The sequence below is a fragment of the Lactiplantibacillus xiangfangensis genome, assembly GCF_001438845.1.
Classification (GTDB): Bacteria; Bacillota; Bacilli; order Lactobacillales; family Lactobacillaceae; genus Lactiplantibacillus; species Lactiplantibacillus xiangfangensis.
In genome coordinates this window covers 245,169-259,081 of sequence record NZ_JQCL01000080.1, presented here as the reverse complement: position 1 = coordinate 259,081, position 13,913 = coordinate 245,169, and the positions used below count along the sequence as shown (strand labels likewise).

Annotated in this window: 11 protein-coding genes and 1 pseudogene; 8 read left to right on the top strand and 4 right to left on the bottom strand. The window is 43.6% G+C overall.

Features of this window, described 5'->3' with window-relative positions; genetic code table 11:
• Nucleotides 1-16 precede the first annotated feature (16 nt).
• Together hslU and IV64_RS10390 are read left to right on the top strand one after the other, a co-directional pair.
• Nucleotides 17-1,435 carry an ATP-dependent protease ATPase subunit HslU gene (gene hslU, locus IV64_RS10395; RefSeq protein ID WP_057707175.1) on the top strand — a complete coding sequence of 473 codons (1,419 nt, stop codon included), beginning with the start codon at nucleotides 17-19 and terminating at the stop codon, nucleotides 1,433-1,435.
• A gap of 26 nt (nucleotides 1,436-1,461) precedes the next feature.
• A complete protein-coding gene (locus tag IV64_RS10390) occupies nucleotides 1,462-2,340 on the top strand; it encodes an aldose 1-epimerase family protein (protein ID WP_057707174.1) in 879 nt (292 codons plus the stop codon).
• Between the two features lie 186 nt (nucleotides 2,341-2,526).
• Here the strand turns inward: IV64_RS10390 and plsY are convergent, their stop codons facing one another.
• On the bottom strand, nucleotides 2,527-3,147 hold the full coding sequence (gene plsY / locus IV64_RS10385) for a glycerol-3-phosphate 1-O-acyltransferase PlsY (RefSeq protein ID WP_083491653.1): 621 nt from the start codon (nucleotides 3,145-3,147) through the stop codon (nucleotides 2,527-2,529).
• A gap of 371 nt (nucleotides 3,148-3,518) precedes the next feature.
• Between plsY and parE the strand changes: the two genes are divergently transcribed.
• From parE to msrA, 6 genes are all read left to right on the top strand, one after another.
• The gene (parE, locus tag IV64_RS10380; RefSeq protein ID WP_057707173.1) at nucleotides 3,519-5,525 is read left to right on the top strand and encodes a DNA topoisomerase IV subunit B; all 2,007 of its coding nucleotides are present in this window, start codon (nucleotides 3,519-3,521) and stop codon (nucleotides 5,523-5,525) included.
• A 13-nt stretch (nucleotides 5,526-5,538) separates the two neighbouring features.
• Complete coding sequence (gene parC, locus IV64_RS10375) at nucleotides 5,539-7,989, top strand: DNA topoisomerase IV subunit A (RefSeq protein WP_083491640.1); 2,451 nt, start codon at nucleotides 5,539-5,541, stop codon at nucleotides 7,987-7,989.
• Between the two features lie 212 nt (nucleotides 7,990-8,201).
• Nucleotides 8,202-9,161: a LysR family transcriptional regulator gene (locus tag IV64_RS10370; protein WP_057707172.1), complete on the top strand. Its 960-nt coding sequence runs from the start codon at nucleotides 8,202-8,204 to the stop codon at nucleotides 9,159-9,161.
• A gap of 22 nt (nucleotides 9,162-9,183) precedes the next feature.
• Nucleotides 9,184-10,113 (top strand): manganese-dependent inorganic pyrophosphatase, encoded by a 930-nt coding sequence (locus IV64_RS10365; protein WP_057707171.1) that lies wholly within the window; start codon nucleotides 9,184-9,186, stop codon nucleotides 10,111-10,113.
• A gap of 131 nt (nucleotides 10,114-10,244) precedes the next feature.
• Nucleotides 10,245-10,691, top strand: coding sequence for a peptide-methionine (R)-S-oxide reductase MsrB (msrB, locus tag IV64_RS10360; RefSeq protein WP_057707170.1), 447 nt, complete (start codon nucleotides 10,245-10,247; stop codon nucleotides 10,689-10,691).
• Complete coding sequence (gene msrA / locus IV64_RS10355; RefSeq protein WP_057707169.1) at nucleotides 10,692-11,210, top strand: peptide-methionine (S)-S-oxide reductase MsrA; 519 nt, start codon at nucleotides 10,692-10,694, stop codon at nucleotides 11,208-11,210. It abuts the gene before it with no gap.
• Between the two features lie 59 nt (nucleotides 11,211-11,269).
• On the opposite strand, the gene IV64_RS10350 is transcribed toward msrA, so the two are convergent.
• The 3 genes and pseudogenes from IV64_RS10350 to IV64_RS10340 all read right to left on the bottom strand — a co-directional run.
• Complete coding sequence (locus IV64_RS10350; protein ID WP_057707168.1) at nucleotides 11,270-11,470, bottom strand: YozE family protein; 201 nt, start codon at nucleotides 11,468-11,470, stop codon at nucleotides 11,270-11,272.
• A gap of 212 nt (nucleotides 11,471-11,682) precedes the next feature.
• Nucleotides 11,683-12,540: a phage integrase N-terminal SAM-like domain-containing protein gene (locus IV64_RS10345; RefSeq protein ID WP_057707167.1), complete on the bottom strand. Its 858-nt coding sequence runs from the start codon at nucleotides 12,538-12,540 to the stop codon at nucleotides 11,683-11,685.
• Nucleotides 12,541-13,544: 1,004 nt separating this feature from the next.
• Nucleotides 13,545-13,811: pseudogene (locus IV64_RS10340) on the bottom strand (aldo/keto reductase); the annotation flags it as partial.
• Nucleotides 13,812-13,913: the final 102 nt, after the last annotated feature.

Genomic DNA, 13,913 nt, shown 5'->3' with positions numbered 1-13,913 from the left:
TCAAAGGAGAATTCTGATGGAAGAAATCAATAAAACGCCTAAACAGATCGTAGCTGCTTTAGACAGCTACGTGATTGGTCAAAATTCCGCCAAAAAAGCCGTGGCGATTGCTTTACGTAACCGTTACCGGCGGATGGAATTATCACAAGATATGCAGGATGAAATTACGCCTAAGAACATGCTGATGATTGGACCGACCGGGGTTGGGAAAACTGAAATTGCCCGTCGGTTGGCAAAAATCGTCAAGGCACCGTTCGTTAAGGTCGAAGCCACGAAGTTTACCGAAGTTGGTTACGTGGGTCGCGACGTTGAATCCATGGTTCGTGACTTGGTTGACGTTTCGATTGAAATGGAAAAACAGTCGGCGTACTCGGACGTTCGTTCACGCGCCGTTGCCGCAGCTGATAAACGGTTAGTCAAATTGCTGGTACCGGCTGAAAAGAAGCAAAACAACCGGAATGGGAATGACTTCCAGAACATGATGAACATGTTCAGTCAGATGCAAAATGGTCAAATGCCTAATGCGGATGACAATAACAACGAAGAAGTAACGGATGAAGTTCGCAACCAGCGTTTGTCAGTTGCTGATCAACTTAAAAACGGTCAGTTAGAAAACTCGGACGTGACTATTGAAATGGATGATCCGCAACAAGCTGCTGCCGGCAATAATAACATGCTGGGCCAAATGGGCATTGACCTTGGTGATACCTTAGGGTCAATCATGCCAAAGAAGCGGATCAAGCGGACGATGCCGGTTGCTGAAGCGCGTGAAATTTTGGTCAAAGAAGAATCCGAAAAATTGGTCAACAGTGCGGATATTTACCACGATGCCATTGTTCGGGCAGAAAACACTGGGATTATCTTTATTGATGAAATTGATAAGATCACGGCTGGTGGACAACAAAATTCTGGGGAAGTTTCTCGTGAAGGGGTCCAACGCGATATTTTACCAATCGTTGAAGGTTCTCAAATTTCAACCAAATACGGACCAATCAATACGGATCACATTCTCTTTATTGCTTCCGGTGCGTTTGCGGAAAGTAAACCAAGTGATCTGATTGCTGAATTACAAGGACGTTTCCCAATTCGCGTTGAATTGGACGACTTGAGTAAGGACGACTTCGTCAAAATTTTAACGGAACCAAAGAACGCGTTAATTAAGCAATACATCGCCTTAATTGGGACGGATAACATTAAAGTAACCTTTACGATCGAAGCCATCGAAGCGATTGCTGGCATTGCTTATAAGGTCAATCACGAGACCCAAAACATCGGGGCACGGCGCTTACACACGGTCTTAGAAAAATTATTGGAAGAATTACTTTATGAAGGCCCCGATATGGAAATGGGCGAAGTTACGATTACTGAAAACTACGTCAATGACCGCATTGGTAACATTGCTGAAGACAAGGATCTAAGTCGTTACATCTTATAATTTAAACTAGGGGGCGTTTTGAACTAATGACAGTTGAACTAAAGAATGATTACCTCACCGTCAAGATTAACGAAGCCGGGGCAGAACTCAGCAGTGTTAAGTCGGCGGATGGGATTGAATATATGTGGCAGGCTGATCCAAAGTACTGGGGACGGCATGCGCCGGTCCTATTCCCGATTGTCGGGCGTTTAAAGGATGACCAGTTCACGGTAGCCGGTCAACCTTATCACATGGGTCAACATGGTTTTGCGCGGGATAACGACTTTACGGTCGTTGCTCACACGGCAACCAGTGCGACCTTGGAATTAACGGATAGCGCGGAAACGCGTAAGATGTTCCCGTTTGCTTTCCGTTTACGCCTTATTTACACGTTAAATGATCACGAGTTAACGGTCGGTTACGAAGTGCATAATCCAGCTAACCAAGAGCTACTCTTCTCAGTAGGTGGGCACCCAGCGTTTAACGTGCCGTTAGCGGACCCTGCCGGCCGTTTAGAGAACTATACGTTGACGGTGGCACCGAAGAAGGTTTATCCGCATATTCCTTTACAGGCACCGTTAAACGATGCGGACAACGCGGATGACATCGACTTTACAAAGCCGTTACCACTGACTCGGGATTTCTTTAAAGACGACGCGGTCATCTTAGACTTAGGACGACAAGAAACGACGTTGATGCTGAGCTCAGACTTAGACGACCACGGGGTTGCGATGACGATTGAAGATGCGCCTTACGTGGGAACCTGGTCGCCATATCCTGGGGATGCACCGTTTGTTTGCCTCGAACCATGGTGGGGCATTGCGGACAACGTGAACGCGGATGGGCAGTTACGCCACAAGATGGGAATCAACCAATTGGCAGCCAACCAGACATTCAACGCGCATTATGAAATCAAGTTCTTCTAAATAAATGCAAAAACCGTCTAATCATAAGTGGTTAGACGGTTTTTAGGTATAAAAGTAGGTGTAAGCAAGTGAATTTGTAACATGTTACTTTAACTAACAACAAAAAAACAATTCATAACCCACAACCAGTTTACCCACACTGGGTCCAAAAAGACCACCTTCAATTAAGAAAGTGGTATTTAAAGTTTACTTTTTAGCCTGTTGGCGCCGCCAAGCAAGACCGAAATGGACCAATGATTCGGTCCCGTTTTTGATCCGGGCAATGTTGCTACGGTGACGGTAGAAGATGAAGATAGTCAAAACTAATGCGACAACCGACAATAGTGGGTCGCGGTAATAGAAAATCGCAATCAACGTGACGATTGGAAACGACGTCATACTGGCGACGCTGACCATGCTGGTGATATAGACCAGTGTCAGCATGATTGCACTCGCAATTAAAAAGAATTGCCAGTTATAGGCGAGTAGGATGCCGGCACTCGTTGCAACTGCCTTGCCACCTTTAAACCCGATATAGATGGAAAAGGTATGGCCTAGAATTGCGGCAAGTCCAATCAGTAACGTGTAACGATTATCTAGGTGGAACAAAAGGGTTGGCTGTAAAGCAGCGATGGTTCCCTTTAAGATATCCATTGTCATGACGACGGTCCCCGCAACTGGTCCGAGAACGCGGTACGTGTTGGTCGTGCCAATGTTACCACTACCAATCTGGCGAATATCAGTATGAAAGAAAAGCTTGCCAATGATGACACCTGAAGGAATCGCGCCAATAAGGTAGGCCACGATCAGCATGATTGCAATTTTCAAAATCAAAATAAATTCCTCCTGCAATAGAATCACTTCAATATTTTAGCATGCTTTACTGGTTAGGGGGTTAAAAAGTTTCTGGTTGACAAACTAGGGTCAAACTAACTACAATAAAGCGAACATACATTCGCTAATTAGTGAGACTGGTTTTGAGGATTTAATTTTTAAATTTAGTTAAATTTTGGCTGAAGTGTGGCTTAAAATCCGCCTGAGCCACGTTTAAAACTAAAAAAAGCGCTGAAAAATTAGTTTCCTGTGCTATAATCAAATTTGCATAGCTTTAGTTAGCGGTGTCAAGGCTGTTAAATCAAGCCAATCAGACTAATAGGTGTAAACATCATAAAAAAACAAAATTTTAAGGAGTTGTGAGAATGGCAAAGAAAACCCAGCAATACGATGATTCTTCGATCCAAGTCCTTGAAGGATTAGAAGCCGTTCGGAAACGCCCGGGTATGTATATCGGCTCAACGGACGCCCGCGGACTCCATCACTTAGTATATGAAATCGTTGATAACGCGGTTGACGAAGCGTTAGCCGGTTACGGTAAAGAAATTAACGTGATCATTCACGCGGACAATAGTATCACCGTCGTCGATCATGGTCGTGGAATGCCGGTCGGAATGCACGCTTCTGGGATTCCAACCCCTGAAGTTATTTTAACGATTCTCCATGCCGGCGGTAAGTTTGGTCAGGGCGGCTATAAGACGTCCGGTGGGTTGCACGGGGTTGGTGCCAGTGTTGTTAACGCGCTGTCCACTGAACTGACGGTGACCATCATCCGTGACGGCTACCGCTACGTTGAACATTTTAAGAACGGTGGTCATCCCGTTGGTACGCTTGAGAAAAAGGGTAAGACCAACAAACCGACTGGAACGACATTAACGTTTAAGCCCGATGCTAGTATTTTTACAACGACGGTTTATAACTTCCAAACGTTAGCGGAACGACTACGTGAATCAGCCTTCCTACTACGGGGCGTTAAAATCACGTTGACGGACGAACGCGAAAATCAGGAACAGGAACTCGAGTTTCATTACGAAGACGGTATTAAGGCCTTTGTTGGCTATTTAAACGAAGATAAAGACACGTTAGGTGACGTCATGTTCTTTGACGGCACGAAGGAAGGCGTGGAAGTTGAAGTGGCCGCACAATATAATGACGGCTACTCCGAAAACTTACTTTCGTTTGTTAACAACGTGCGGACGCCAGATGGTGGGACCCATGAAGTCGGTTTCCGTAGTGCCTGGACTAAAGCGTTCAATGAATATGCACGGAAGATCGGCTTGTTAAAGGATAAAGATAAAAACCTTGAAGGCTCCGATGTACGTGAAGGATTGTCCGCTGTGATTTCACTGCGGGTTCCTGAAAACCTACTACAGTTTGAAGGTCAAACTAAGGAAAAATTAGGGACACCGGAAGCCCGGACAATCGTTGATAACGTGGTTAGTGAGCAGCTTCAATTTTTCTTAATGGAAAATGGTGAGTTTGCGCAAATGCTGATTCGTAAGTCTACGAAGGCCCGGCAAGCGCGTGAAGCCGCCCGTAAAGCGCGCGACGAAAGCCGTAACGGTAAGAAACGTCATAAGCAAGAACGATTATTGTCAGGAAAGCTAACGCCAGCACAATCGAAAAACGCTAAGCGTAATGAACTCTTCCTAGTCGAAGGGGATTCTGCCGGTGGCTCAGCTAAGCAGGGGCGTGACCGGAAGTTTCAGGCCATCCTACCCTTACGTGGGAAAGTCTTGAACACTGAGAAGGCTAAGTTACCTGACATTGTTAAAAATGAAGAAATCAACACGATGATCTACACGATTGGTGCTGGTGTCGGACCAGAGTTTGATATTAAGTCGAGTAATTACGACAAAGTTATCATCATGACCGATGCCGATACCGATGGTGCCCATATTCAGATTTTGTTGCTGACCTTCTTCTATAAATACATGCGACCGATGATCGACGCGGGTAAGATTTACATTGCCTTGCCACCGTTATACCGGTTACAGAAGAAGCAAGGAAAACAAGTGCGGACTGAATACGCTTGGACCGATGAAGAGTTAGCCTTACGAACGAAGACGTTTGGAAAAGGTTATTCGCTACAACGGTACAAAGGTTTAGGTGAAATGAACGCCGAACAGCTGTGGGAAACGACCATGGATCCTGAAAAGCGGACGTTGGTCCGTGTACGGATCGATGATGCTGCCCTAGCTGAAAAGCGGGTCACAACGCTGATGGGTGATAAAGTGGAACCGCGCCGGAAATGGATCGAAAGTAACGTTCACTTTAACCTTGATGAAGACGGTTCGCTGTTAGATAACGAGGCGGTTTCTTCTGCGCACGAACAGGCTGATGAAGAGTTAGCCCAACAGTTGAAACATTAAAGGGGGTCGCAAATTGGCAAATGAACAACCAAAAATTCAGGAATTAACGCTTGAAGATGTCATGGGCGATCGCTTTGGTCGTTACTCTAAGTACATCATTCAAGAGCGGGCGTTACCGGATATTCGTGACGGGTTGAAACCCGTGCAACGGCGAATCCTGTACGCGATGAATCAAGACGGTAATACGTATGATAAGGCCTTTCGGAAGTCGGCTAAATCAGTTGGGAACGTCATGGGTAATTTTCATCCCCATGGGGACTCTTCGATTTACGAAGCGATGGTCCGATTAAGTCAGGACTGGAAGCTCCGGGAACCGTTGATTGAAATGCACGGTAACAACGGGTCGATGGATGGTGATCCGGCGGCCGCAATGCGGTATACCGAAGCGCGGTTGAGTAAAATTGCGGGTGAAATGTTGCAAGATATCGACAAGCAGACTGTCGATATGGTTTTAAACTTTGATGATACTGAATATGAACCAACGGTCTTACCGGCCCGGTTCCCGAACTTATTAGTTAACGGGGCCACTGGGATTTCTGCGGGTTACGCAACGGAAATTCCGCCGCATAATCTGACCGAAGTCATCGATGCAATTCTTTTCTTGATGAATCATCCTAAAGCTAGCTTGGAAGACTTGATGGACTTTGTAAAAGGTCCTGACTTTCCGACGGGCGGTATTATTCAAGGGTTATCAGGAATTAAGCAAGCGTATGAGACCGGTCGTGGTCGCATTGTCGTTCGTTCACGGACTAAAATTGTGCCAATCAAGGGGAATAAGTCACAGATTGAAGTGTCAGAGATTCCTTACGAAGTGAATAAAGCACAATTGGTCAAAAAGATGGACGAAATTCGGATCATGAAGAAGATCGAAGGGATCGCTGAAGTTCGTGACGAAAGTGACCGTAAAGGATTATCAATCGTGATTGAACTGAAGCGTGACGTTAACGCCGAAGGAATTTTAACGTACCTCTTTAAAAATACTGACCTCCAAATTACGTATAATTTTAATATGGTGGCAATTTATCACCAACGGCCAGAACACGTTGGCTTAAAGACAATTGTTACGGCGTATTTGGAACATCAACGCGACGTAATTACTCGCCGGACCCAGTTTAACTTGAAGAAGGCGGCGGACCGTCAGCACATTGTCCAAGGGCTGATCAAGGCCATGTCGATCTTAGATCAAGTGATCAAGACGATTCGGGGTAGCAAGGATAAGAAGGACGCTAAGCAAAACTTAGTGACCCAATTTGACTTTACTGAACCACAGGCCGAAGCCATCGTTACGATGCAATTGTATCGATTGACAAATACCGACGTGACGCAGCTTGAAAAGGAAGCCACCGAATTAGCTGATGCCATTGCGAGTTATCACAAGATTTTGGCAGAACCTAAAGAGTTGGACAAGGTCTTGCGTAAAGAATTAAAAGCCGTTCAAAAGGCTTACCCGACGAAACGTTTGACGGAAATTCAAGATGAGATTCAAGAATTGAAGGTCAAGACGGAAGTTGTGATTCCACAAGAAGACGTGGTCGTCATGATTAGTCACGATGGGTATATCAAGCGGACTAGTCTGCGGTCGTACTCGGCGTCTGATGCGGATGACAACGGGCTAAAGGATGAAGATTTCCCAATTTATTTGGCGAAAAATAATACGCTGGATCATTTGATGATGTTCACCAACCTGGGTCACTTGATTTACCGGCCGGTTTATGAAATTTCGGACGCTAAGTGGAAAGACACGGGGGAACACATCTCACAGACAATCGGTTTAGCAGATAATGAACGGATTACGTGGGTCTTTAACTTTGCGACGCTTAAAGAAACCGGTAAGTTCCTAGTAGCGACAAACGATGGCTACGTCAAGCAAACGGCTTTTGCCGACTACGTTCCGGGACGGACCTACAAGACCCGGGCAAGTCAGTTCATGAAGCTGAAAACGGATGTGTCCGAAGTGGTGACCGTCAAGTACTTGCCAAGTGCACCAACCGGGACCTTAGTCTTGATGACGCAGCACGGTTACGGTTTGCGTTATGATTTAAGCGAGGTCCCAACAATTGGGGCCAAAGCAGTCGGGGTTAAGTCGATGGACTTGCGTGATGACTTAATCGTTCGCGCAAGCATTGCAAACGAACAAGACCTCGTCGCTTTGATCACACAACGTGGCTCGTTTAAAAAGATGAAGGTCGCAGATATTCCAGTCACAAGTCGGGCCCGTCGTGGGGTTCAAGTTTTACGTGAGCTGAAGAGTAACCCACACCGAATCGCTGATTACGTCTTATTAGACGGAACAGCGACGGGTGTGGCCCTAGATGTTCTGACTGACCGTGGGAAACATCATTCAATTTTGAGTGATGATCACCCAGTCAGTGCCCGGTATTCAAACGGCTCGTTCGTTGTGGATACGGATACGGAAGGAACACCAGTAACGATGCAGTTGCATCCAGTGCCGTTAACGGTGTAAATGTGGCGTTATAATGAGGCGTGGTGTCGTTAAGCGATGCGATTGCTTGCAAGGATTTGGGCCTTAGCGGTAAGATAAAGTTGGATGTTTTATCATGTAATAATTAGTTAAGGTTTATTTACCGATAACAAGCGCTTGCTTTAAAATCTAATCTTGTATAATATTATAGATATCATAAGATGATGATAAGACGAAAGGATTAGGTAAAATTCATGAAGACAACTCAAGAAAGTATTTTTTCATCCAAGACTTTAACATATTTCTTGCAATTAGCTGAAACTATGAATTATACGCAGGCTGCCCAGATTTTAGGGATTACACAGCCGGCGTTGACCCAACAAATTAAGAAATTGGAACGTACAGTCGGTGCGCCACTTTTCTATTCAGTAGGGAAAAAATTACGCTTATCCGATGCGGGCTACACCATGTTAAATGCGACCCACAGCATTTACGACGTTTTAAATAAGGCAACGGACGAAATTCAGCAAACAACTAGTGCGACCCAAGGGGCTATCAATATTGGTGTCTTGGCTTCAATTGAAGATCACGTGTTTGAAGATTTTGCCATTAAGTATTACGAGGCCAACCCCAACGTTATTATCTCGTTCCATATGTTAACGCGTAAAGAGATTTGGGAACGTTTGGAAAATAATCGTATTGACCTAGCTGTCATGTATCTTCCGGATGAAAGCATCAAAAACTGGAAACCATACCAGTCTAAGAAAATCATCCAAGACGAACTATTGTTTATTTCTGGCGATCCTAAACAGGCTAAAAAGAAACGAATCAAGTTCAAGGATACAATCAGCGAACCTTGGGCGATGTATCCAGAAAACTACTATTTGGATCAAGTGATTAAAGAATCATATAAGAACCAAATGGCAGATTTACCAACTGCGGTTGCCCGGTTTACGACGCCACAACAAATTTATCGGTTTGTGGCCGCTACTGAGACCAATACCGCATTACCAAATTCATTCATGGTAGCTAATCCAGCCGTTGACAAGCTTCATACGGTTTCGTTTGAACCAGCTATCAAGTTTGATTTGAACTTCGTTTTCCGTAAAGATAAGGATCAAATTCCACGAATCAAGAATTTCTTGGATGAGTTTGATAATTATCTCCGGTCAGACGATTATATTTCACGGTTACAAAAGATTAATCAAAAATAGTTTTTAAAGGAGTTTTGTGCTAATGAGTAAGGAATTAGTTTTTGGACATCAAAATCCTGACACCGACGCAATCGTGGCGGCCAAGGCCTTTTCATATTTAGAAAATAAGTTGGGTGCGGACACCGAACCAGTTGCTTTGGGCGAACCAAACGAAGAAACTAAGTATGTTTTGAACCACTTTGACGAACCAGCATTACGGGTCATCACTAAGGCAGCCCCTGAAGTTGATAAGGTAATGTTAGTCGACCATAACGAACCACAACAAAGTGTTAGCGATATTGCTGATGTTACGGTCACTCACGTGGTTGATCATCACCGGATTGCTGGCTTCGAAACGACTCAACCATTATTTTACCGGGCAGAACCACTTGGCTGTGTTAGCACCGTGGTTTACAAGTTGTTCAAAGAAAATAAGGTTGAAATTCCTGCTAAGTTAGCTGGTTTGATGCTTTCAGCCATCATTTCTGACACCTTATTATTGAAGTCACCAACCACAACACCAACTGACGTTGCCGTTGTTAAGGATTTGGCTAAGATTGCTGACGTAGACTACGAAACTTATGGTTTAGCAATGCTTAAAGCTGGGACTAACATTGATAGCAAGTCTGAAAAAGAATTGATCGATGCGGACGCTAAGTCTTTCGAAATGAACGGCTCAACGGTTCGGGTTGCTCAAATCAACACGGTGGACTTAGACGACGTCTTCAAGCGCCAAGCTGCACTTGAAGCTGCTGCTAAGGACGAAAACAAAACTGAAGGTTATGATTTGTTCTTGATCTTAGCAACGAACATCTTAAACAGCGACTCTGAATTATTAGTCGTTGGGGCCCCAACGGAACCTGTTGAAAAGGCCTTTGGTAAGAAGCTGGCTAATAACCGCTTAAGCTTACCAGGTGTCGTTTCACGTAAGAAGCAAGTCGTACCACCATTGACTGACGCTTTTAACGCTTAAATTTAAAATTCCTTTTTTGAGAAGTTCTCACAGCAATGTGGGAGCTTCTTTTTTGCAATTATTGGATAGAAGCGTATAGTATACGTTAATTAGATTGTACACAACTTATATAATTAAAAGGACTTGATTGAATGAGCGAAAAAGATAACGACTTACGGCAACGATTAACGGCCGAACAGTATGCAGTCACTCAAGAAGCCGCCACGGAGCGACCTTTTAGTGGGGAATATGATAACTTCGATCAAGCTGGTATATATGTCGACGTTGTCAGTGGCGAACCGTTATTTAGTTCATTAGACAAATACGACGCTGGGTGTGGGTGGCCATCCTTTACACGGCCAATTGCCCAGTCTCAGTTACATGAGCATCAGGACCATTCGTTTGGTATGCATCGTACCGAGGTGCTTAGTCAGGCACAATCACATTTAGGCCACGTTTTCCCGGACGGTCCGCAAGACCAGGGCGGCCTCCGTTATTGTATTAATTCAGCTGCGCTAAAGTTTATTCCGGCAGTACAATTAAAAGCAGCGGGCTACGGGCAGTACGTCAGCTTATTTTCAGAATCGGAGAGTGATTAGATGACGGATACGGCTATTTTTGCAGGCGGGTGTTTTTGGTGCATGGTCAAGCCGTTTGACCAGCAACCCGGTATTGAAAAAGTGATCTCGGGATATACGGGTGGGACGGTCCCCAACCCAACGTATGAACAGGTTGCAAGTCACACCACTGGGCATACTGAAGCGGTGGAAATTACCTTTGATTCCGCAGTGATTAGTTATGCGCAGCTCGTTGAAATTTATTGGCGGCAAACGGATCCAACCGATGCGTCTGGACAGTTCCAAGACCGTGGTGATAGTTACCGGCCCGTCATCTTTGTTAATAGTCCCGAACAACGTCAAGTTGCTGAAGCCTCGAAACGGGCGTTAGCAGCAAGTGAACGCTTCACAATGCCAATTGTCACTAAAATCGAAGCTGTAAAGCCGTTTTACCCGGCAGAGCCGGAGCACCAAGACTTTTATCGTCGTAATCCGTGGCGTTATCAGATTGAAGAGATGGGTGGTCGTCAGACGTTCATTAAGGAAAACTGGCAATCATAGTGATAGAAAAAGATCCAGTAGCCTACAAACGTAAGCTACTGGATCTTTTTAATTTTGAGTTAGGCCGCCTGGTAAGCATCCAAAGCGGAATAAAATGATTCCTTGACTGAATCACGAGTATTCAAATAAGTAATATAATCGGACAATTCATGGACATTACTAGTCAATGGAAAATCAAAATCGGAATGGGCGTAACGAGCTGCCGAAGCAAACGGGCCACGTTGTTCTATAAATGGTTCAAGCCAGCGGTAAAATGTCATCAGAGTCATCCTTTCAAAAACTTAAGTAACAATATAAACCTAGTTTAACGGCTCAAAGCCCCGTTGTACAGGGGGGTTAAAGCTTCTTAACTAAGCAGCAAATCAACTGTAAAGGCTGTGATTCGTTTGTAAAGTATCGTTAAGTTTTTGTAACAATGTAAGCTTAATGTTTTAATAACAGCTATTTTCATTATGAACCCTGGTTATTATTTTTATCGGGACGATCCCCGTTTTGCCTGTAACGCGCGTAAATCTTGTCTACGGAGCAAGTTTTGATAATAGGCTAAACTCGTTTCGTCTAATCGAAGCACGTGCATGATACTTTCAAGGGCGTCCGTACGGTGCTGGTCCAAGTACCACAGCATGAAGCTTTGGCGTAGCGTAACTGGTTTGAGCGGCAAGCCAATTCGTTGGCTGTCGCCCGCTAAATACTTATGCAGCGCGGCCAGTGTCAAGTGTGGATCTTGGCCACGTTGCCGGATTTTTAAGAAGTAGCCGCGTGCGCCGTTAGTTTGAAGTGGTTGTAAAAAAACGGTTAATTTTTCTAAGAACACTTGTTCGCTTCTGCTGAATGTGATACGTTTGAGTTGTGAGCTAAAATTTGAAGCAAGCATTTCTTGGGCGGTAAATCCTTTGCAAGTAAACAGCAAGAATGCCCGTGTGTAGACGTGGAGATCATCATTAGCCAGTAACTCGGATAACTGCTCGGGCCAGTGTAACGCGTCCTGATCGTTAGTCAGTGGTTTACCTTTGATGCTAAACGTTGGTAACGTCGTAATAATCCGATGTTCAAAGAGATAGCTAAAATAGCCGTTTAAATTAGAAAGTGCCTTGTTCAACGTGGAAGTTTTAAACTGACGTTGCTGACGCAGCATTTCTAAATAAGCCTGAATATCGTTTTCAGTCAGATCAGCGAGTAGTTGGTCTTGAGCAAAGGTTGGATTAAAGTGTTGCTCATAATTGAAAAAGTCAGCAAGCGTTAATCGGTATTGTTCAATCGTGGTTTGCTGTTTGCCAGCGGCTTCAAGTTGTTGAACAAAACTTTGTTCGTATGGAAATTGGAGTGGCATGGGCGAACGCTTCCTTTCTAGTTATAATCTGTTACTTTAACTAAAACACAAAAATAACCAAAAAACAAACCATTAGGTAGATGCTGTGAGGCGTATTCTAAGCACACGTTCAATTGTTAGACAGATAAGTGATCATTAAACATCACCAGAATCAAGCACAATAAAACCGATATAATTGGATGGCACGAATGAATTGAAGTTCAAGCTATCTGACCAGCAAATAGCGGACAAATCACATATTGAAGTCAAAATCTAAAGCTGACGGTTCAAATTGTCTGGTAGCTATTAATCCATATGATTTTACGGCTGCAGCGAATTTAAACAATCACAAAATGATTTTATAGTTGCTGACAAAATATCTCTAGATCCTAAAAATTCTGAATTTAGTTTTTTAGCTTATGAGTACTAGAACTAATCAGTGAAACCGAAACAAAATTCAAGGACGTTGAAGCCAATGTTTAAATTTTTGGCCCGAGGGGACTTATTTAGGTCGTGGGGGAGGATTTTACTTTTCGCTTCTACTTCGTATAATATATATTATGTAAACTAGAATATCTAAAAAAACACCCCTCTCAGGATTTGGGCTTAATTTGCACGACACTGCTAATCTCGTGTCTTTTTAGTAGTTTATGACGCTAGATCACATCTTCTTAATTTTAAGTCATCAAAAACATTGCAATCACTGAGCTTAAATATCAAAAAGTAATCTCAAATAAGTCAGGATTTTAGATTAGCTGCTTGGAAATTTGAAAAACGTATTCTAATCATCGTTAATTAATGATTTCTTTAGTTACAAGCATCTTGATGGCTCATTTTATAAACGTCTAACAATTCATCGACTAATTGACTGGTTTATGAAAAACCGACACACATTAGCTATACTAGCAAAGTTATTTAAAGCATTTTTTCGCTGGGCGTTTGCTGAATTGTCTAAATAAAGCAAAAAAGCAGATATAAGTTTTTAACTACAAACTTATATCTGCTTAATTAGTGCTCAATTTTGATTAGTTTTGGCGACCGCCCAAGGTTTCAACCATTTTAGGATCACGGTGGTCAAAAAACGCAGATTCTTTCATATCAAGGTCTGAAATCTGAACCATTTCAGCATCTGATAACTCAAAATCAAAGATATTGATATTTTCTTCCATTCGATTCTTATGAACAGATTTTGCTAATGAGACGACGCCTCGTTGATAGAGCCAACGCAAAACGACTTGACCAACGCCTTTACCATGGGCTTCTGCAATCTTAGATAAGGTTTCATTGGTAAATCTTGATTGGTTGACCATCAATTTGTGAGTGATTTTCCGTTGATTCTAAGTGCTTGTTTAAATTCATCGTACACGCCCCCTTCAAAATAATGTTTCGTTTGT